This is a genomic window from Brevibacillus sp. NPDC058079 (assembly GCF_042885155.1).
GTDB lineage: Bacteria > Bacillota > Bacilli > Brevibacillales > Brevibacillaceae > Brevibacillus.
In genome coordinates this window covers 103,314-124,191 of record NZ_JBHVSO010000009.1, presented here as the reverse complement: position 1 = coordinate 124,191, position 20,878 = coordinate 103,314, and the positions used below count along the sequence as shown (strand labels likewise).

16 protein-coding genes are annotated in these 20,878 nt (G+C 48.2%); 6 read left to right on the top strand and 10 right to left on the bottom strand.

The features are described 5' to 3' along the window. The first annotated feature begins 97 nt into the window (after nucleotides 1-97). The gene (locus tag ACFVS2_RS24380) at nucleotides 98-790 is read left to right on the top strand and encodes a response regulator transcription factor (RefSeq protein WP_173619867.1); all 693 of its coding nucleotides are present in this window, start codon (nucleotides 98-100) and stop codon (nucleotides 788-790) included. Next, nucleotides 768-2,918 carry a sensor histidine kinase gene (locus ACFVS2_RS24375; RefSeq protein ID WP_390238489.1) on the top strand — a complete coding sequence of 717 codons (2,151 nt, stop codon included), beginning with the start codon at nucleotides 768-770 and terminating at the stop codon, nucleotides 2,916-2,918. Before ACFVS2_RS24380 ends, ACFVS2_RS24375 begins: the two co-directional genes overlap by 23 nt. A gap of 64 nt (nucleotides 2,919-2,982) precedes the next feature. Here ACFVS2_RS24375 and ACFVS2_RS24370 read toward each other — a convergent pair whose 3' ends face one another. From ACFVS2_RS24370 to ACFVS2_RS24330, 9 genes are all read right to left on the bottom strand, one after another. Continuing rightward, the gene (locus tag ACFVS2_RS24370; protein ID WP_007724557.1) at nucleotides 2,983-3,246 is read right to left on the bottom strand and encodes an HPr family phosphocarrier protein; all 264 of its coding nucleotides are present in this window, start codon (nucleotides 3,244-3,246) and stop codon (nucleotides 2,983-2,985) included. A 72-nt stretch (nucleotides 3,247-3,318) separates the two neighbouring features. Beyond that, nucleotides 3,319-4,158: a Cof-type HAD-IIB family hydrolase gene (locus tag ACFVS2_RS24365; RefSeq protein ID WP_173619869.1), complete on the bottom strand. Its 840-nt coding sequence runs from the start codon at nucleotides 4,156-4,158 to the stop codon at nucleotides 3,319-3,321. Between the two features lie 13 nt (nucleotides 4,159-4,171). Continuing rightward, nucleotides 4,172-5,494 (bottom strand): 6-phospho-beta-glucosidase, encoded by a 1,323-nt coding sequence (locus tag ACFVS2_RS24360; RefSeq protein WP_390238486.1) that lies wholly within the window; start codon nucleotides 5,492-5,494, stop codon nucleotides 4,172-4,174. Continuing rightward, the gene (locus tag ACFVS2_RS24355) at nucleotides 5,491-5,817 is read right to left on the bottom strand and encodes a PTS sugar transporter subunit IIA (RefSeq protein ID WP_039960970.1); all 327 of its coding nucleotides are present in this window, start codon (nucleotides 5,815-5,817) and stop codon (nucleotides 5,491-5,493) included. Before ACFVS2_RS24355 ends, ACFVS2_RS24360 begins: the two co-directional genes overlap by 4 nt. 12 nt (nucleotides 5,818-5,829) lie before the next feature. Then, on the bottom strand, nucleotides 5,830-6,576 hold the full coding sequence (gene chbG, locus ACFVS2_RS24350; protein WP_390238483.1) for a chitin disaccharide deacetylase: 747 nt from the start codon (nucleotides 6,574-6,576) through the stop codon (nucleotides 5,830-5,832). A gap of 21 nt (nucleotides 6,577-6,597) precedes the next feature. Next, nucleotides 6,598-7,941 (bottom strand): PTS cellobiose transporter subunit IIC, encoded by a 1,344-nt coding sequence (gene celB / locus ACFVS2_RS24345; RefSeq protein WP_370642607.1) that lies wholly within the window; start codon nucleotides 7,939-7,941, stop codon nucleotides 6,598-6,600. 13 nt (nucleotides 7,942-7,954) lie between these two features. Continuing rightward, nucleotides 7,955-8,257 (bottom strand): PTS sugar transporter subunit IIB, encoded by a 303-nt coding sequence (locus tag ACFVS2_RS24340; protein WP_007724569.1) that lies wholly within the window; start codon nucleotides 8,255-8,257, stop codon nucleotides 7,955-7,957. Between the two features lie 208 nt (nucleotides 8,258-8,465). After that, nucleotides 8,466-11,144: a sigma 54-interacting transcriptional regulator gene (locus ACFVS2_RS24335; RefSeq protein WP_390238481.1), complete on the bottom strand. Its 2,679-nt coding sequence runs from the start codon at nucleotides 11,142-11,144 to the stop codon at nucleotides 8,466-8,468. A gap of 175 nt (nucleotides 11,145-11,319) precedes the next feature. Continuing rightward, the gene (locus tag ACFVS2_RS24330) at nucleotides 11,320-13,077 is read right to left on the bottom strand and encodes a methyl-accepting chemotaxis protein (protein WP_390238479.1); all 1,758 of its coding nucleotides are present in this window, start codon (nucleotides 13,075-13,077) and stop codon (nucleotides 11,320-11,322) included. 215 nt (nucleotides 13,078-13,292) lie between these two features. Between ACFVS2_RS24330 and ACFVS2_RS24325 the strand changes: the two genes are divergently transcribed. The 4 genes from ACFVS2_RS24325 (at nucleotide 13,293) to lplT (ending at nucleotide 18,739) form a co-directional block, all read left to right on the top strand. Further along, entirely contained in the window at nucleotides 13,293-14,672 is a 1,380-nt protein-coding gene (locus ACFVS2_RS24325; RefSeq protein WP_390238476.1) for a HAMP domain-containing sensor histidine kinase, read from the top strand. A 19-nt stretch (nucleotides 14,673-14,691) separates the two neighbouring features. Next, entirely contained in the window at nucleotides 14,692-15,330 is a 639-nt protein-coding gene (locus tag ACFVS2_RS24320; protein ID WP_007724579.1) for a response regulator, read from the top strand. Between the two features lie 108 nt (nucleotides 15,331-15,438). Further along, on the top strand, nucleotides 15,439-17,547 hold the full coding sequence (locus tag ACFVS2_RS24315) for an AMP-binding protein (RefSeq protein WP_390238473.1): 2,109 nt from the start codon (nucleotides 15,439-15,441) through the stop codon (nucleotides 17,545-17,547). Nucleotide 17,548: 1 nt separating this feature from the next. Then, the gene (gene lplT / locus ACFVS2_RS24310) at nucleotides 17,549-18,739 is read left to right on the top strand and encodes a lysophospholipid transporter LplT (protein ID WP_390238470.1); all 1,191 of its coding nucleotides are present in this window, start codon (nucleotides 17,549-17,551) and stop codon (nucleotides 18,737-18,739) included. 69 nt (nucleotides 18,740-18,808) lie between these two features. Here lplT and ACFVS2_RS24305 read toward each other — a convergent pair whose 3' ends face one another. Further along, entirely contained in the window at nucleotides 18,809-20,797 is a 1,989-nt protein-coding gene (locus tag ACFVS2_RS24305; protein ID WP_483862257.1) for a bifunctional metallophosphatase/5'-nucleotidase, read from the bottom strand. Nucleotides 20,798-20,878: the final 81 nt, after the last annotated feature.

Genomic DNA, 20,878 nt, shown 5'->3' with positions numbered 1-20,878 from the left:
CGGTTTATTAAGAAATTTGTAAGACATTTCATTACTGTTTTGTTAGAGCTGGGCGTTAAGATAGTACCATGAATGCATTCATAAGGTGGGACGAATCATGACCAAATATCAAGTCCTCGTAGTCGACGACGAGGCTGAAATCCGCGAAGCAATCGAAATCTATCTCAAAAATGAATCCATGACCGTATTCAAGGCTAGCAATGGACAGGAAGCGCTGGACGTACTGGAACGCGAAGAGATCCAACTCATCCTGATGGACATCATGATGCCAAAAATGGACGGAATGACCGCCACCTTTCAAATTCGCCAGAAAAAAAACATCCCGATCATCATGCTCTCTGCCAAATCAGAGGATACCGATAAAATCCTCGGACTCAATATCGGTGCCGATGACTATGTGACGAAGCCTTTTAATCCCTTGGAGCTCATCGCCAGGGTCAAATCTCAGTTAAGACGTTTTACCAATCTGGGAAGCGCTCAAATGACAGAAGATGAGATTCAGGTGCGCGGCTTGACCTTGAACAAAAGCACAAAAAATGTAGCGATTGACGGTAACGAGGTCAGGCTGACTGCTACCGAGTACAAAATCTTGGAGCTGTTAATGGAAAATAAGGGTCGGGTGTTTTCGATCGAGGAAATTTATGAACGGGTCTGGAGAGAGCCTTATATGAACGCGGAAAACACGGTGGCTGTCCATGTGCGGCGCATACGGGAAAAAATAGAGATCAACCCGAAGGAACCTAAATATTTGAAGGTGGTATGGGGAATTGGATACAAAATCGAAAAATAAACGCTTTGCGGTGCCTGTGCTAATCCTCATGCTCGTAAGTTTTTCGCTATCACTTTTGACCATGGCGGATTTGTACCATAAGCGCGAGTATCTCAGAGTGAACAATTACTTTCAAAGCGCAGAATTTCAAAGTGAATTACAGACATTTGCTGAGCTGGTGAAAGTCGTTCATGTTGATTATGCAGACTACACCCCAGGAAAGCTCGACGAGGAGACGGCCAATCAGCTTAAGAAAGAACATGAAGAGAATCTCCGGTCGATTAAGGATGATAACAGGCTCGAAGATATGATCGAGGCTGCCAAGAATGAGGGTGACACCAAGGAAGTTGCCAGACTAACCGAAGAACATTCACGCAGTCTGCAAAAAGAAATCTCTCAGGAAACCACTCGTTATCAAAACCAAATAAACCAAAAAATTGCCGAGAGGGATGCCGATTATAAGGAACGCAAAAACAGCCTTCTTCTTCGGAGCGGTTCCTTCGTATACTATGTCGATGATAGAAAGAACGATAAAGTTTACAGCAATCTCGGTTACGAGCCTTCAGACACCATGTTGCAACGAGATGCGCGCTTTTTAGTAAAGCTCCCCAACACCAACGGAGAGTTCTACATCAATCGTACTTATCAACTGAATGAATTAAGCGGTATCTTTTATGTCCCGCATGCCCCAAATGGGTATAGTCAGATCCACGCAGATGCACTCTACTATGATTCTATTCGGGAAAGACTGCTTGCCGAATGTGTCTTGCTCGCTGCCTCTCTCATTATTATTGGTCTTTGCTATTGGTACTTACCAGTAAGCAGAGCAGTGGAAGTACCCATTGTAGCGAAAAGCCTAGCTCTGTTCCGCCGTATTCCGCTAGATATTCGGATGGCTTTGCTTTTCGTACTTGGAATGACGTACTTGACTATGGTAGTAAACCTGCGCTTTTTCTTCTTGCCGGTTGATGGTGAGCATATCTTCACCCTTGCATTCGTATCCTTATTTACCGCTTACCTGCTTCTACAATTGCTGGAGGCATGGCTTATGTACAATGAACCCGAGAGATTTTCGCAGCAGTGGCAGAGGAGTATCCTTGCCAGACAACGTGTCCTTCTTCAAGAAAGCTACACCAATCGTGGCATGTTCTTCAAAGTATCCACGTTGTTCATCCTGACTGTCATGTTCGGGATGAGTATCGGTTTCGGATTCGTCGGGCTTGTCGAAGGGTCTGGTGGCTTACTGTTTTTCAGCTTTTTGTATGGCATGTTTTACATGACCGTGGTTTTCCCATACACTCTACGCCGCTTGGGACTGATGAACCGCATCATGCACGGTGCCTCCGAAATGGCTGGAGGCAATCTGAACGCTACGATTCAAAAGGTGAAAAAAGGGAAGTTATCTGATCTCGCGCACTCTCTCAACAACATCACAAAGGGACTCAAGCACGCGATGGAAGAGCAGATGAAAAGCGAGCGCATGAAATCCGAATTGATCACAAATGTTTCCCATGATTTAAAAACACCACTGACGTCGATTATCAACTACGTTACCCTGCTCAAGCAGGAAGATTTGACACCTGAGGAACGCAAGAGCTACGTCGATGTCTTGGATCGAAAAGCAGATCGACTGCGCGTCCTCATCGATGACCTGTTTGATGCAGCGAAAATGTCTAGCGGCGCGGTTGAGCTGAATATCGAGCAAGTGAATGTAGCCTCCCTACTCAACCAATCCATCGCTGAATTCAGTGACAAAATCGAGCAATCGACGCTCACTTTCCGTGTAACGACGGAACAGCCAAAGATCGTCGCCCCTCTGGATGGCAAGAAAACCTGGCGCGTATTTGAAAATCTGATCGGCAACGCTCTGAAGTATTCCATGCCGAATACACGCGTCCTGATCCATTTGGCAGAGACACAGGATGAGGTCATCCTGACGTTCAAAAATGTCTCCGCCTATGAAATCGACTTTGATGCACAGGAACTGTTTGAACGGTTCAAGCGCGCTGATCAATCCCGACATACTGAAGGCTCCGGCCTCGGCTTGGCTATCGCAAAAAGCATCGTAGAATTGCAAGGCGGCAGGCTGTCGATCGATATTGATGGCGATTACTTCAAAGTCATCGTCGTATTCCGCAAACACGTGTAAGGATCAAAGAGAAAAGCCAGTGCCCGATCATCCGGCACTGGCTTTATTACGTGGCTTCACCCTGTTAGATGGCAAAATTCCTTTCAAATAGTGACTCTATACTGGCAGCCACCTCTTGCTCGTCGGCACCTTCCACCTCAAACATAATTTCATCTCCGGTCTTTGCCCCCAGAGCCATTACGCTGAGGATGCTTTTGCCATTCGCCTGCTTGTCATTGTAGATCATCTTGACCGACGAGCTGTATTGATTGAGCAGGTTCACCAAGACAGAAGCAGGGCGAGCATGGAGACCTCCACTCACGGCTACTTCCAGATTCATTCGGATCAATTTCACGCCTCCCTTCCTGTCCTTCTGCTTATCATGCAAGTTCAAAAAATCGTCTTTTCAGCACCGAACCTCTTACAAGAAAAACTTCTCAATGACTTCTGCTACTCCATGCCGATCGTTCGTTTCCGTGACATGCCGAGCCAGCTGTTTCAGATCATCAGGAGCATTTCCCATCGCCACACCCATTCCGGCGAATTGGAGCATCTCTGCATCATTGTAATTGTCGCCTACAGCAACGATCTCGTCAGGCTGAATCGCAAGCCTCTCACTCACTACCGCTAGACCACTTGCCTTGGAGATGCCCACAGGCAATATTTCCAAATTATTCGCGCCCGATGCCGTCACGCGAATCCCCGAAAGCTCGGCTTTCTCCAACTCTTGTCTTGCTGCCAACAGACGCTTCTCGTCGCCCGTGACGAATATTTTTGGAGCACACACTTCATGTTTTCGAACGTATCCGGCTATCAACCGCGAAGCCTGGATTTTGAGCGGGTATTGATTTTTCCAGAGCTGGCGCAGTGTCCAGGCATTTAACAGCGGAAACAAGTCCGTCCACTTCCACGTGCGATTCGTGACAGCATAAGACTCATGCAGCAGCATGACATCTAAGCCATGCGATACGAGTATATCTGTAATCCTCGCCGCTATCTCATACGGAATACGCTGTACATACAGCACCTGATCCGTCTTGGGATCTGCAACGTATGCGCCATCATGCGAAACAAGTGGTGCGCTGATCTGGAACTGCTGCGCCAACGATTTGGCCGATGGGTATGCCCTGCCGGTTGCCAGTGTGACGTGGACTCCTTGCTTCACTAACTGGGTAATGGCCCGCTCTGTTACTTTGGATAAGGTATGGTTCGACATCAAAATCGTTCCGTCCACATCCAAGGCGAGGAGTTTGTATTTCACACGAGTCCCATCCTTATGTGACGGGCTTGAAAAACTGGGGCAGATGCTCCTTGTGCGCCTCCAGCATCTCATCGAGTATTTTTTTGGCGATCACGTCAGACGACACCAGCGGGTTAATATTCATCGCCAACAGCGCCTTATGGTAATCACCCGTTACAGCCGCCTCAACTGCCACTCGCTCAAACGATTTGATTTGCTGTACGAGTCCACGCACGGGAACAGGCAAATCACCAACAGCCAAAGGAATCGGTCCTTCTCTTGTAATGACGCAGTTCACTTCGACTGCCGAATCATCCGGAATGCTGGCAATGGCTCCATTGTTGCGAACATTTACCGTCTGGATATCACGCTTGTCGTTGTAAATAGAGTAAATGAGATTGCAGGCAGCCTCACTGTAATAGGCACCGCCACGCTTCTCCAACTGCGGAGGCTTGATATCTAAGTCTGGGTCTTCGTAGAGTGCGAATAGCTCCGCTTCCACCTGCTTGACCACTTCAGCACGCGTACCCTTCTGCTCCGCTTCTTCCAGCTCATGCTCAAGCATCGTGCGGGTCTGGTAGTAGTAACGATGATACGGACACGGGAGAATCCCCAATGCTTTGATGAAATCTTTATCCCAACCAAGGTCCAAAATGTTTTGCATCGTAATACCCGATTGGTCGCCCGTTATCTTATCGATTACCTGGGAAATGACGTTTTCCCCATCCAGGTACACACCCAGTCCGAAGATCATATGATTCAATCCGGCAAAATCAATATGAACCCGTGATTGCTCGACCCCTAAAACAGTGGCAACACCCATTTTCATCCCAATGGGAACATTACACAGTCCAATGACCTTTTTGCGGTTGGTATGTCGTAGCACTGCCTCTGTGACCATACCAGCCGGATTGGTGAAGTTAATCAGCCAAGCATCTGGACATAGCTCTTCCATGTCACGACAAATGTCCATAATGACCGGAATGGTACGCAAGCCTTTGAACAACCCGCCGGGACCATTGGTTTCCTGACCGATTACTCCGTATTTCAAAGGAATACGCTCATCCTTGATCCGCGCTTCCAAGAGACCCACGCGCATTTGTGTTGTAACAAAATCTGCGCCCGCAAGTGCTTTCCGCCGATCCATCGACAAATGGATCTCGATAGGCACCCCTGCCTTCTCTACCATCCTTTTTGCCAGGGCACCTACTGTTTGCAGCTTTTTCTCGCCCTCCGGAATATCCACGAGCCACAACTCTCGGACGGGCAACTCATCGTAGCGCTTGATGAAGCCTTCCACCAGCTCAGGTGTATAGCTAGACCCTCCACCGATCGTTACAATTTTGATTCCGCTCATACTCCTGCCTCCTTGCCTTCATGGATTTGGCTGTACAGCTCTACAAACTCCGTAGCCAAATCCTTGACTGTTATCGCGTTCATCAAATGATCCTGGGCGTGAATCAAGAGCATGCTGATCTCAGTCTTTTCGCCCGCTATCTCCTTTTGGATAAGTGCCGTTTGATTTTGGTGTGCACGACCGAGCTCTTCTCCTGCACGCTTCAACGCATCCTCTGCGCCTGACAAGTCTCTATTTTTTGCCAGAGCGATCGCTTCCATTGCCAGACTCCGCGCGTTTCCTCCGTGAAGTATTAGTTGAAAAATAACGTCTGTATGGTCCAAATCTATCTCCACCTATCCAAGTTCGCTAAAAGTCACGAGCTGTATTTTTTGATCACGAATGTATTGCTTTAACTCTGCTGCTGTTAAGATTTTCAATTCTGTGGTTCGTTGCTTTGCGTATGAACTGCCTGTCAATACCGCTTCGTCCAAATAAGCAGGGTGCGTCATGATTTCAACTACAGGATAATCCGCCATATCCTCTACGATCCTGACGAAGGATTGTACAGTTAGGTCGTCTCCATAAAAATGATGAGAAAAGCCTTCTGTCGTCAAAACACTCGACTGGTCTCGCTGCTCCTCCGTCCTAGACATCCACGGATAGCGAACTGGCACTCTATATTCCTCTGCCAGCTTCAGAACAATCGGCAAAACGGCTGGATGTGCATGCACATGGTGGTGGCTGTCGATATGCGTCAGCTTGAGCCCCGACGCCACGAACACCTCCAGTTGAGCCCGCAGCTCCCGCTCGATCTCCTCCGGTGCAGCAGAAATCAAATGATCTTGCCCGCGTCGAAAACGTCCCTCTCCATCCGTTAGCGATGGTACATCCTGACTAACTGGCGATCCGCATGTGAGTACCAGATGAATGCCTACTCCGAGCGTTGGATGTTCTTTGGCCAGCCCTACAGCGTGCTCGAACCCCTCCATATTGACCATCAAGGTCGTAGAAGTAACGACTCCTTCCCGATGCGCTTCGACGATACCCAGATTGACGCCTTTGGAATACCCAAAATCGTCTGCATTCACAATCAGTTTCATAGATAGCCTCTCCTCTAGCGATTACATAGTCACAGCTGTATCGGAAGCAGTACCAGCTTTTTCTTCACTTACCTTTTGTTTATCCCACAAGCGGAAGAACGGATAGTAGATCGCGAGCGATATGAGGAAGTTCACGGCTTGAAGAACCATTCCCGATACTTTTCCGCCTGTAGCCAAATATCCACTTACAAATAATGGTGTCGTCCACGGAACAGATACTCCGCTTGGCTTTGCTACCCATCCGAGCGACATCGCAAAATAGCTGATAAGGACCAATATGACAGGGGTAATCACAAACGGAATAATCAAGAGCGGGTTCATGACGATCGGCATTCCGAAGATGACCGGTTCATTGATGTTAAACAAACCAGGTCCGATCGAGAGTCTACCGATGTTTTTCATCTGTTTGCTTCGTGCCATGAATACCATCAGGACAACGAGAGCCAAAGTGGCACCTGATCCCCCTGCATATATCCACATGTCAAAAAATTGCGTGGTTACGACGTTCGGCAATTCACCGTTTGGATTTGCTTGAAACGCCGCTCTGTTCTGGTCCATCAGTGTCAGCCAGATTGGACTCATAATGCCACCGACTATCGCCGCACCATGTAAACCAACTGCCCAGAGCACATGAATAAGCAACACGCATATGATGGCACCAATCAAGCTGCTGCCGACCACACTCAATGGTCCGACAAGTAGATCTTTTACAATATTATGAATACTCTCGAAAGAAGTGTTTTCCAGAAGAATCCGAATCAGCCAGACAACGATAAGCACTGCACCCGCAGGGATCAATGCCACAAACGAACGAGAAACGGCAGGGGGAACTCCGGGTGGCATGGAGATGACGATCTTCATTTGGATAATTTTGCGGTAAATCTCGGTTCCTAAAATCGCCAATATCATGGCTACAAACAATCCCTGGCTACCCATCAGCGTGAGAGGAATGACTCCGCCAACTTCTTGGGCTGCACTCGCTCCTTCCGGGGTGAACATGATTTTATACGGAGTAGCGAGCAAGAAGGAAGCGACAGAAATCGCTCCAGCCGACAGCGGATCGACCTTGTATTTCTCTGCTAGTCGGTAGGCGACGCCAAAACTGACAATCAATCCCATGACGTCAAAAGTAGCGCCTACCGGATACAGCAGCTTCGTCCGCCATTTTTCGCCGAAAATACCGCCCATGAATTCGTCATAACCAGGTATCGGTATGAAGCCAATGATGAGGAACAGTGAACCAATGATCAACAAAGGCAAAGTAAGGATAATTCCGTCACGAATGGCCTGCAGATGCTTTTGTTCCGCCATTTTTCCTGCTATCGGCATCATGCGGTTTTCCATAAATGAAACAAATCCGCCCATACGCATCCCCCTCCTACTGTTTTAGACGAAGTGCAAATTCAAGCACGTTTTTCCCGTTCAACGTTCCGTAATCAACGGTACTGATCACGTCTACAGGAATTCCTCTGGATGCCCCTTCTTTTTTCATCTCTGTCAGCTTGTAACGAACTTGTGGCCCCAACAAGAGCACTGCTGCTTGATCAATATGATTTTTCACATCATCTGCGGAAACTGCCCATATTTTAGCGTCCAACCCTTTTTCTCTGGCAGCCTCCTCCATTTTTTGAACCAGCAAGCTTGTCGACATACCCGCTGCGCAACACAATAAAATATTCATTGATTGTACCCCCTCCTCTCGACGAGTGATGCCTTATTGTAAGAGCAAGTTACGTGCCAAAACACCAAAAAATGTATGCGCTTACCAAAAAAACCGCATGGTTAGGCATATTTCGCGACCTCATCTCCTGTCATCCCCATTAGTGTTTTTATGTAAGCGCTGTAGTGTTTGATTTTGAATATGGAAAAGACAAAAAATAAAACACTGGTTACGCCAGTGTTTTATTGTGTATGAAGAAATTCATGATAAAACAAACGTCGTCTTCGCTGATCACTACCTCATACTTGTCTTCTAGCGGCAATAATTCATGTCGGATTAAGCTGTACAGCTTGCGGTTCTCCAGCAAAAAACTGTCTTTTTGAATATACGCCACTGATTGCGTCCCTGCTTTCAAGCGATCAACCAAGCAGCAGATGTGCAAGTAGGCCCCAATTCGCGTGTCAAAAACCAAAGAATTGTTCAGTCGCTCCTCCATGCGGCCGACACACATCCTCACGTCAGCGAGAATATCTTGTCCCTCTACCATTTGCAGGTGCTCCCCCAGCGACTCTTGCATCTTCAGATAGGCCTCTTCCAGATCGATCACTTTCTGGATATCAGACATCGCCTCTCCGTTCAAAACATCGTCCATGCTATGGTGGCGCAACTCGCGGTCGAGAATGTAATTGCTCACCACGAAGAGAATTTTTCTCTCCTCTTTGATGTTTCGAAGCTGACTGCGGGCCTGTGCCTTATCGATCAGTTGCAGCGGCACAAATTCCAGCAGGTTATCATCGTACCTGAGCCTTGATTCCAGCAGCTTTTTCAAAAACAAGGCACTGCCTTCCCCAGACAGGCAGGCTGCGACGATCGTCAGCGCCGGAACATGCTTTTGCGCCTGTTCTTTCGGCTGCTCCTCCCGCTGGTAGAGTGAAATGCCCAAGACATCTCGGTAAACGTCCTCCAGTGAATGACCGAGCATCGCCTTTCGAGTGGCCTCGATCACATGTGGCGTGCTGACCATCGGAATGACTTTGACCGGAATGCCCATCTCCCGCTCGATGATCTCGCCAAAGCCGAGCAGCGACCCCATATCTACGAGCAGCAGCAATCCAGCCTTGCTCCCGATCTCTCTGGCTACTTTCAGTGCTTTCTCCAAAACACTCATGGAATCTTCTTCGAGCGGCAGGTCGATGGCTCTCGCATATTGTGTGACCAGCAATCGGTTCGTCACATCGACCATCGCTGTCGCACCGCCGCTGCCGTGCGTAATCACGAGCACCCCGATTGTTTCCCGTTCTTCCTCCATGCTGACATCGTCGAGCACGAAAAACATGGTCAAATATCCAGCCTCACCAATCGGCAGATCCATGAGTATCGCTTCTTCTATCATGCGCACGCACTCTAGCGCCACAGCAAACTCTTTCTTGTATTTGATTCGCACATGGTTGATTTGCGGATTTACGATCTGCTTACCTTGTGCGAGGCGCTCTTTCGATGTCTGAATATGCAGCGCGAGACCAAAGATTACCTTCTGGCTCAAAATCTTCTCCAGCTTGGCCTCTGCGAAGCGAACGATCTCTTCCACGAGGTGAATGATGAACGGGTCGATAATCCGGGCCATGTCGCCTTTATTTACACGTTGATGGACGCCTTTGATAAAGGTCGTAAAATAATTCTCGATGTCAAACTCCAATTCTTCTTCACTCACACCGAGGTTTTGCAGTTCATATATTTTTTGCTCGATTTTTTCATAGACACTGTCCGTCGTATCCCCTGTTTCTCGCCCGATCCAGATGCCCTCTTTTGATGGCTGCACGACAAAGCAATTGTGCTCCGTCCCGATGATTTCATCTAGCTCCTGCTTGTAATCCTTCACCAAAAGCAGCCCTTGCTTCACATGATGCGGCAGGTCCTGAACCGACACGTGCAGCTGATTCTTTTTTAACGAAATGAATTCGGCATAGGCGCTGGCGCAGGTGAGCTGAATATCCGTTTTTAACTGTCCAATGTTATTCGGGCAGTGATAGCACAAGAATGCCTGCACAGCATTGGCCGATATCTGAATCTCTTTCCCCAACCGAAAAGCCTCTTCTTGAAAAATCTCCATCGTAATACTAAAACGCTCTTCCAAGCCACGCTCAACCAAAGAGGGCAGCTTGATGACCATGGGAATACGCCTCATGAACGTTTTTAAGAGACTCGACTCCGGATTTTCTGTCGTGGCCATCACAATCTGGACGTGAGCCGTCCGCTCCATCTCTGTTTCCCCTACGCGGCGGAATATGCCCTTATCCATAAAGGTAAAAAAGATTTCCTGTCCTTCCGCTGGCAGCCGATGCACTTCATCGAGAAAAAGAATGCCACCGTCTGCCTTTTCCACTAGTCCTTTGCGGTCCATCTCCGCTCCGGTATACGCCCCTTTTTTGACTCCGAACAATTGACTGATTAAGAGCTGCGGGTTATTAGCATAATCGGCGCAGTTAAAAATCACGAAAGGAGCATGCTTATCCAGGCGTCCAATATCAACGGCAAACTCGTGAATCATCCCAGCAAACCACGATTTGCCCACGCCGGTTTCCCCCAAAATCAAGCAATGCATCCCTCGCGGCGGATACAAAACGGCCGCCTTTGCCTGCTCAATACGCGTGATCAAGCTCTTATTGGTTTTCGCCAGCCTGTCCAGCGACGTCTCCGCCAAATAGAGCGAATCGTTTCCTTGCTTGGCAAAAAACAGCGTCGGACGCCCTTCTTCCTTCTCGATTCTGCCTTCCTTCCACAAACGGTTCAAATCACTGCTCACATTCGCTCGACTCAAACCAAGCCGCTCAGCCAACTCTGAAGCGCTTACTTTTTTATCAGGACCAGCGTCTACTAACGTCTGGAATATTAAATCTAATCGTTTCACTCTATCACCCGCCGTTGAATAGATAGAAAGTCACGAAATGCACAACCAATCCTTTTCAATTCCACGAATATTTGGAAAAACCTGCTTTCCTATGAATATGATGGGCATATATACGTCTTTGTAAAAAAGGCCAATCTTGTCGTAAACCAAGATCAGCCTTCCATTTCCTTACTTTTTACACATTGACTTGTTGAATCGCTTGTCTCATGTCCAACGTATTGTCATTCATCGAACTGGACGCCTCGTGTACTTGCTTCATCATTTCTAGGTTCTGATTCGTTAGCATTCGAATTTGATTCGTTTGCTCGGTGACTCGGCTTGCAATCTGTGCAATGCTGTTGACAGTAGCCGCCACTTCTTCTGACCCTGCGGACAGCTCCTCCGTTGTAGCCGATACTTCCTGCACCTGTTCACTGACGAGTCGGAATGCCTGGACTGTATGCAGGAAGGATTGTTCTGCTTCGAGAGAAAGACCGACACCCGTTTCGATTTCTCTTGCCACGTTTTCCATTTCCTCACTGATCTTCTCTGACTCCCTGCAAATTCTGTCTAGCAAAGCTGCAATTTGATGCACGGACGTTGCAGAGGCGTCCGCCAGCTTGCTCACCTCTTTGGCCACCACTGTAAAGCCTAGACCGTGCTCTCCCGCTCTAGCCGCTTCAACCGAAGCATTCAGGGCCAAAATCTTGGTTTGCTCGGTGAACCCGCGAATCGTACCAAGTACGTTTTCAATCTGATTGGAATCGTGCTTCAATTGCAAAGCAATGTCCAATGTCTGTGCAGCTGAAGCCGAAATATCTTTCATTTGGCTATTCATTCTTTTCATCGCGAAATCGCCAGAATGAGCCATCTCGAGAGCATGGACAGAAGCATCCGATACGGTTGCAGATGACTCTGCAATTCGGCTAATGCCCACCGTAATTTCTTCGATGGCAGTGGCACTGTCGGCTGCACTTTTCATCTGCGAATTGGCTCCTTCGTATATCGCCTTTACATTTTCATTCACGTGCTGGCCCATCTCAAGCAAATGATCTGCGCTATTGGCTAAATCCTTCGAAGATACAACCAACTGATCAGAGGTCTTCTCCATATTGACAACCAAGCCACGAACACGGCTATGCAAGTTTTCGGACATGGTGAGCATCGCCTTATAGACCGTACCAATTTCATCCTCGGAGCGAACGGGCTTTTCTCGCAAAATAGCCCCTGCTTTCGCCAAATCCCCCAATGCCATTTGCTCGGCACTCGCCCTTACCGTATGTAATGGCCCCAACGCTCGTTGCACAAACCAGACAATCGCTCCAATTGCCGCAAGCATGATGATAAGCAAAAACACATACACAGGAGTACTTTTCCAGATCACGTTCGTTACGAGCTGCTCATACACAGCGACATCCGTATCTATACCCAGTGCGCCAATCACGGAACCACTGGCGTCCTTCACCGGAGCATAGGCAGATATGTACGTCCCATACTCTGGATTTTCGATGATCGGAGAGCTTGCCTTTTGACCAGCCATAACTGCCTGAACAGCTGAAGGAGGCATATCTGTCACTTCATTGATTGGGGAGGCGGAAGGGTCATTTGGCGGGCGTCCATCAATCATAATTTTGGGAACCTGGTTCTCGTCAAACCGCACGAAATACACGTAGATGGCCCCAATTTGCGTTCGAAACACATCCAGCTCTTTACGTAACGACCAATAAAGCTCGGTCTCCTCTGGCTGCCTTAAAAATTCAGCGTATCGATCAGTATTCATTTGAGCCGCGTAGCTCTCCACAATACGCAAATTGTAGCTATTGATTCCATCCTCCACAGCGGATCTGGTCTGCACAAACTGTGTAACAACACTTCCCGCAGCAAGTAAGATCAAAACGGCGATGATGACACACAAAATACGGACAATCAAATGCTTTTTCATGAATGATACCATCCGCTCGCTTCTCCCCCGTGCCTTATGATGAACAAATGATGACGCTTACTTTTTGTCGCACGATTACCATCATAGGCGATTTCGGAGATTACGGATAGATATGTATATTCTGAATATAAACACCTGCACGCTTGTCCATCCTTTAATTTTTCCGTGTCCTTTGACTTATGTACGATATAATAGATAAATAATGATTGACAGGAGATAGCAAATCCATGATGGTTTTCATCTTGTTTACCATATGGGCATTAGGTCTGTTCGTTCTGTTCACAGACCCGAAACGAACGTCAATCCGCTGGGCTTGTGCGACTGCCTTTGTTGGGGCTGGAGGCTTTATCTCAGGCGTGATTGACGAGACGATCATGCCCTATTTTGCAGATTACCTAGCCACAAAGCCTGGGACCACGAACACCCTGATATTGGTAAGCCGCATCTCATCTTTTGTTTGCCAAGTGGGTTTGCCCTACACGTTTCTCATGTTTGCTGTACACTCAACTGAATTTTTGTCTCGCAGAGTAAAGCTGACGATACAATACGCTGCTCTCATCCTGCCGCTTGGGATGCTTTGGATTACACCCGTTTATCCCGAGCTGCTTTTTAACTACTGGATTATGGTGGCATGGGTGATTCCGTTTTTTCTGTTCTCCTGTACGTTGCTTGTCGTGCAGTACATGCGAGAAAAAGACCCACTCGTGAAAAAGAACAGCTTTTTCACGAACGTACTCATCATCATTCCGTTGTTTTTCGTCTTTATTTTCATCTACATCATGCGTATCCAGAACGATTATGAGGCTTGGCGCTACAACATGCTCGTAGTCACGATCCAGTTTATCCTGATCGTTGCCATCAGCTTGAAATACGGCTTCCTTGGCGTCCGTCTCCGCGTAGAAAAAAGACGTCTGGACAGTACCTTGCGCGCCTTGACTTCCGGTGCACAAATCATTAACCATACGATCAAAAATGAAGTAGGCAAAATCTCGCTGTATGCCGACCGTATCGAGACTTATGCAGATGAAACCAACCAGCCGTCGCTAAAAGAAGACGCGCTTGTCCTAATGCAATCCTCACAGCATATGCTGGACATGATGAATCGGATTCAAAACCAGCTGCGTGACGTCGAGCTGCGAGAAGAACCATGTGACCCCGGCCAAATTATCGGGCAAGTCACACAAAATCTGACGCCCTATATCCTGAAGCAACAGGTAGAAGTCGTTAGTGAATTGGACGAAACACTTCGCTTGTATGGCGATGGAGTACAACTGCGCGAAGTCATCACCAACTTGTGCATGAATGCACTGGAAGCCATGAAGGCGGGCGGCAAGCTTCATCTTCAGCTATTTTTGTCCCACAAGCATCTCATCATCACTGTCGCAGACACAGGCACAGGCATTACCAAAGAGAACCTGCCTCATGTACTCGATCCTTTTTTCTCGACAAAAAGGACAGGACAAAACTTTGGTCTTGGGCTCTCCTACTGCTACAACGTCATGCAAAAGCATCAGGGCCAATTGGAAATCTACAGTGAACAAGGCAAAGGAACCACCGTTTTCCTGTTCTTCCCGAAAAAGCGCGTCATCATAACCGACTCTGAATAGCGAAAGGACGCTCACAAACATGAATCCAATCAGGGTATTTTTAGTAGAGGACGACCCCGTCTGGCGCAAAGGTCTCATTGACTTCCTGAACAAAGAACCGGATCTCACCGTAGTAGGGGAAGCCGGGTTCAAAGCAGAAGCAATCGAGCGCTTTTTGCCTGCCAAAGCGGATGTCGTCTTAATGGACATTAACTTGACCGAGAACAATCTGGACGGAATCGAAACGGCAATCGAATTCATGGCACTCCAAGCTGACAGTAAAATCATCATGCTCACCTCTCTGACAGACGAGGCAGTGATCGTGGAATCCTTCTCAGCGGGTGCCGTCAATTACATCAGCAAATCGAGCTTCAAGGAAATTCCCGACGCTATCCGTGCTGCTCACAACAGCCAATCTGCCATTCACCCTACGGCAGCTGCGGCACTTCGCAACGAATTTTTGCGTTTGAAAAACGATGAAAATCAAAAGCTGTTATCTCCCGCAGAAAGGGACATCCTACAACTAATCCACCAAGGTCATACGCAGACGCAGATTGAACAATCTCTCCACATCACGAAGCGTACGATCAAAAATCACATCAACCGAATCCTCAAAAAAATGGGCGTCAAAACAAGCAAGGAAGCGGCCGCAAAAGCCAGCCAAAAAAAGCTATTCTAGGTCTTATTACCAGGTACCAATGAATGTTGGTACTTTTTTTACATGCTCCACTCCTTACAATGAAAACTATAGAGCAACGACATTATCCCTTGTAAAGGTGTGGTCCACATGGCCCTTATCTATTCTTTCTTAAAAACGTTATTGATGTTATGGTTCCGTCCTCGTGTGCTTGGACTCTCCAAAATCGACTTGTCGAAGCCATCTCTTATCACTCCCAATCACGTCTCCTTGCTAGATGCGGTACTCCTATCCTTTTGCTTGCCAAAAGAAGCGACCTTTGTCGTCAACACGGAGATCGCTAAGCGGTTTGCGTTTTTCCTCCGCTTCCGCAAGCATATCGCAATCGATCCGCTCAACCCGTACTCCATCCGCCACATGCTCCGCGTCCTCCGCAACGGACAGACGCTGGTGATTTTTCCAGAAGGTCGGATCACGACGACGGGCGGCATCATGAAAATCTACAGCGGTGTCGGCTATCTCGCTCTGCGAACTGGTGTAACGGTTTACCCGATCATCATTAAAGGCCTGGAACGTTCGATCTTCTCGTATTTGAAAGGAAAGCTGAAGCTCTCCTGGTTCCCTGATGTAACCATGACAGTAGGCACTCCGTTCACCATCGAGCGCGATCAAAGCCTATCGATGCGCGAACAAAAAGCCACGGCCAATGATCGTATTCTGCGTATTCTCCAAGAAGGCTTGTTCGAGAGCCGGATGAAGCAAAACGTGAATCTGTTTGATGAAGTTCTCGAAGCAGCTCGCCTGAATGGTGCAAAAATGGAAATCGCCAAAGATCTGACGTCAGCGATCGACTACAAGACCTTGTTAATCGGTAGCTACTTACTCGGCAACAAATTGCAGCCAATGCTCTTGGGAAAACCGGTTGTCGGTATATTCCTTCCCAATTCAGTAGGTCATCTCGTAACGTTACTATCGTTGTTCCGCATCGGTGCCACTCCAGCCATCCTGAACTTTTCACTTGGCATTCGTTCGCTACTGGATTGCTGTGAGACTGCTCATATCGATACGATCCTGACCTCGCGTGTATTCATTGAAAAAGGGAAGCTGGAGCACATCATCGCAGGTCTTTCACCGAGCATGAAAATTATTTATCTTGAGGATTTGAAAGCATCCGCGACTGCTTTTGACAAAGTGTCCGCACTCTTCTCTTATTTGCGGAAGAAAAAAGCTTCAGCGGCTAAGAACGAGCTGATCCTCTTCACCTCTGGCAGTGAGAGCAAGCCAAAAGGTGTCATCCTGACGCATACGAATCTGTACGCGAATATTCAACAAGTGACCAGCGTGATCGATATCACGAGTCGCGACAAGTTTTTCAATGCACTGCCGATGTTCCACAGCTTCGGACTAACCGTAGGAACGCTTGTGCCAGTCGTCAAAGGAATTCCAGTCTATCTGTACCCAAGTCCGTTGCATTACAAGGCGATTTCGGAATTGGTCTACGATCAAAACGCAACGATTCTCTTCGGAACCTCAACCTTTATGGCTGGTTACGGGCGTATGGCCCACCCTTACAACTTCTACTCCCTGCGCTACGTATTTGCAGGAGCAGAAAAACTGAAGGACGATGTGCGCAAGCTGTGGATGGAAAAGTTCGGTGTACGGATTTTTGAAGGCTATGGGGCAACGGAAACAGCTCCGATCCTGTCACTCAACACGCCGCTGGCAAACAAACCAGGAACCGTCGGGCGTTTGATGCCAGGAATGTCCGCCAAGCTGGAAGCAGTAGAAGGAATCGAGGCTGGCGGAGAGCTTTTGGTGAAGGGTCCGAACGTCATGAAGGGTTATATGATTCACGGAAAAGGCTTTGTTCCCGCTGAGGAATGGTACCACACAGGTGATTTGGTTACAGCTGACAAGGACGGCTTTCTCAGCATCCAATCCCGTCTGAAGCGCTTCGCCAAAATCGGCGGCGAGATGGTTTCGCTCAATCTGGTTGAAGAACTGGCTATGCAATGCTTCGGACACTCCGGTTTTGCTGCGATAACAGTGAATGATGCGCGAAAAGGGGAGCGTGTCCTGCTATTTACCACAGATGAATCGGTTCAGCTGAGCCAATTGCGCGCGTATTTGACGGAAAAACAATACTCGCCATTGCTCATCCCAGGTACGATGCAAGTAATCAAAGCTCTACCACTTCTCGGTAGCGGCAAAACGGATTACGTCAGTCTGAAACAGCTGGCCGAAACGGGAGGAAAATGATGTGAACATACGATTAAAACCACTACAAGCCCTGTACTTCACTCAATTTCTATCGGCCTTTGCCGACAACATGATTTTGTTTGTCATCGCGAATCTGCTGCGGGAGAACGGTTTTTCTCCCGCGATGCTTGCACTCGTATCGATTTCATTCTTTCTCCCCTACGTTTTTCTCGCTCCACTGGTTGGGCCTTTTGCCGACAAGCACGCCAAATCTATCGTGCTGGTGATCGGCAACCTGATTAAAGCGCTTGGTGTCGTCCTGCTGTTTTTCATTGACCAGTCGAGCATCTTGATGCTGATGTTGTGTTACTTCACAGTAGGAGTCGGAGCGGTCGTGTATTCTCCGGCCAAGTATGGAATCTTGCCGGAGCTGACTCGAAATGAAGATGAACTGTTTCATGCGAATGCACGCATCGAAGCCTATACGATCTTTGCGATTTTGACAGGAATCGGTGGTGGTGGAGCCATCGCGAACATGACAGCACCGCTTATCTCGTCAGGAATTTGTCTGCTGATCTATCTGCTGTCGCTCGGTATGACTTTCTTCATTCCGCGTATGAGAGGGAATGCATCGATTCGCTATGGGGCTGAAGCACGACGCTTTTTCATCGACTTCCAGCACTTGATGAATCGCCCGGAAACGAGCTTTGCCCTGATTGGAACCGGAGCATTCTGGATGTCCTCTGCTGTCCTGCGTGTGGCCGTTCTGGCCTGGATTCCCCTCGCGCTTGGGATTAACCCGGAAAGCTTCTCTGTATCGCTGATTCTCGCAACGACATCCATCGGAATTATCGCCGGAGCTTTTCTGGCTCCCAAGCTTATTCCTTTGTCTCATTTCACTCGATCGCTGACATACGGATTCGGAATGTTTCTCATCATCGTGCTATTCCCTTGGACGAACATCACCTTTGTTGCCATCAGTCTATTGCTTCTCGTCGGGTTCATGGGCGGCGTGTTCATTATCCCGATGAATACCGTCTTGCAGGACGAAGGCAAGCGGATGGTTGGTTCCGGGAAAACGATTGCGATTCAGAACTTCATCGAGAATCTGCTAATGGCAGTAGGCTCCGGCATTTACTACCTGATCACCTATATCGGCATCTCCGTCTCTGGTGCGATTGTTGGTCAAGGGTTGCTGTTGCTCGGGTTCCTGTTGTACTTGGTGAAGTATCGCAGAAGAATCGTTCGTTGACAGATTGGCGTCATAGAAAAAGAAAAAGCCGTGACTACTCGCGTCACGGCTTTCTTGCGTTCATCTCTGTTATTTCTTTTGCTGCGTTTTGGTTGTCGGTGTGACCGATTTTTCCGCAGCCTTTCTCGCTTCGTTCAGTTGATGATAAAATTCACCTTTTGTTTTGATTGTCGCGAGCTTCGCTGCATCGACTTTTGCTTTTGCAGACAGCTCGGTGATTTCTTCTTTGGTTACCGCGTCCTTGATGTTGATGGAAGCGATATTGGTGTATTTGCCATCTGCCGTTTTCGGAGCGCTCAGAATGCCTGCATTGATCAGCTCTACTACGTCCTTGCGTTCAGGTGCAGTGGTGTCCACACCTGTAATCTTCCAGTTGTTTTGTACTTTTGGCTCGTAAACGCCCTTTTTCACTTCTTTCAGGTACGCAATAGCACGGTTGCGGATCGTTCCACCCGTTTCACCAAACGCACTGTTGTCTTTGGAAGACCACAGCTGTTCGAACTTGCGTCCTTCCAACGCGCCACCTTTTGCCTGCAAAGCTTCCATCCGGTATGAGTTCATTCCGAGCTTCAAGGTATCTTCAGCCTTGATCGGTTTCTCATCGAGCTTGCGCAGGTTCGTGATGCGGCTGCCGTATGGCTTGGTCAGGTCGATTTCGTATTTCACGCCACCGAAGAAATCGTTGGTGCTGTATTTGGAGGCGCGGCGTTTTGGATCAAAGCTAACTGTCACATCACCAGGGCGCGTGGAATTGAAGTAGCCCACAGCCCATTCCATGTAGTCCTTCAAGTCTTTTCCGGTTACTTTGTAAACGGTAATCTCGCCACCCGCGTATTGGTAGTTGTAGGCGATATCCTTTTTCTTGATCGGACCTACGTCCAGCTTTGCTTTGTCGTTGTCGATCTGGTGAGCAACCACGTCTGCTTTGCTATAGTAGAGCATCACTTCATGGAAAAAGTCGGATAGCGGCGTCTCCTGAATTTGTACCGTCGGGATGCCCTCGACCTCGTTTTTCGGTACCAGGTTCATGCCTTTGAGCTCTGCTACGACGATGTTGGCATCTGCACGCGCGAACTCATGAAAAGGCTGGAGCTTGGTCTCCAACGCTGCATCGGATACCGCTGGTGTGCCATCTGCGCCTTTTACAGGGACCGCAGTCGCTTCCTTGTTAGTCAGCACGACCTTGCCGTCTTTCTTTTCGAAAGTCAGGTCAATGCGAGAAAGATGCGTACCGTATTTGTCCGGCTCAGTGATCAAGACGCCGTTGATCTCTTCCTTTTTCACGAGCTTGTGCATGTGACCTGCAAAAATCGCAGTCAGCTCTGGAACGGCGTTTGCGATATCTGCTACACCCGTCCCCGGAATTCCGTTTTCATTCTCGATGCCCATGTGCATGAGACCGATCATGACGTCTACTTTGCCTTCCAGCTCTTTTACGGCTTTCTTGGTTTCTTCTACCGGGTTTTTGATCACGAGGCCATCCAGATGATCGGTCCCTTTTTCGAAATCAGTAATCATCGGCGTGTTCATCCCAATGACGCCGATTTTTACACCAGCACGCTCAATGATCGTGTACGCAGGCAAGAAACGCTCGCCATTTTCCTTGTAAATGTTCCCTGCCAAAACAGAGCCTTTGTATTGGCTGCTGACCTTGTCCAAAACATCGAGTCCAAAATTAAATTCATGATTGCCAAAAGCCCACGCGTCATAGTTCATTTCGTTCATCGCGACCATGATAGGAGACTGCGGTTGGTCGTTGAACAGCTCTGCCGAGTTGTCTTGGATCGAATCGCCTGCATCCAGCAATACGGTGTTCGGATTTTCTTTGCGAATCTCTTTAATCATCGTGAACAACTGCGTCATGCTGCCATTTGGATTCGGGCCATCCAGAGCATAATCCCACGGCATGAATCGTCCGTGAATGTCAGATGTACCCAGCAACGTAATTTTGGTAGGCGTTTCTGCGGCCTTTACCGGTGCGGCGATCCCCATCATCGCACTGCCTAACACCATGGATGTAAGTGCTACACTTAATAAGCCCTTCGCTAGTTTTTTCATGTTTTCCCCTCTGTCTCTCTTAATCTGTCAATGCCCCTCGATGGTGTTGCTCTAATTGTCCTCCTGTTCTATTTTGTATGA

What these genes read in the sequence shown, in the direction of transcription:
- ACFVS2_RS24320 (WP_007724579.1), top strand. Translation starts at nt 14,692, where the DNA reads ATGAATCCAATCAGGGTATTTTTAGTAGAGGACGACCCCGTCTGGCGC.
- ACFVS2_RS24330 (WP_390238479.1), bottom strand. Translation starts at nt 13,077, where the DNA reads ATGGTATCATTCATGAAAAAGCATTTGATTGTCCGTATTTTGTGTGTC.
- ACFVS2_RS24315 (WP_390238473.1), top strand. Translation starts at nt 15,439, where the DNA reads ATGGCCCTTATCTATTCTTTCTTAAAAACGTTATTGATGTTATGGTTC.
- celB (WP_370642607.1), bottom strand. Translation starts at nt 7,941, where the DNA reads ATGGGCGGATTTGTTTCATTTATGGAAAACCGCATGATGCCGATAGCA.
- ACFVS2_RS24305 (WP_483862257.1), bottom strand. Translation starts at nt 20,797, where the DNA reads ATGAAAAAACTAGCGAAGGGCTTATTAAGTGTAGCACTTACATCCATG.
- ACFVS2_RS24380 (WP_173619867.1), top strand. Translation starts at nt 98, where the DNA reads ATGACCAAATATCAAGTCCTCGTAGTCGACGACGAGGCTGAAATCCGC.
- ACFVS2_RS24340 (WP_007724569.1), bottom strand. Translation starts at nt 8,257, where the DNA reads ATGAATATTTTATTGTGTTGCGCAGCGGGTATGTCGACAAGCTTGCTG.
- ACFVS2_RS24360 (WP_390238486.1), bottom strand. Translation starts at nt 5,494, where the DNA reads ATGAGCGGAATCAAAATTGTAACGATCGGTGGAGGGTCTAGCTATACA.
- ACFVS2_RS24325 (WP_390238476.1), top strand. Translation starts at nt 13,293, where the DNA reads ATGATGGTTTTCATCTTGTTTACCATATGGGCATTAGGTCTGTTCGTT.
- chbG (WP_390238483.1), bottom strand. Translation starts at nt 6,576, where the DNA reads ATGAAACTGATTGTGAATGCAGACGATTTTGGGTATTCCAAAGGCGTC.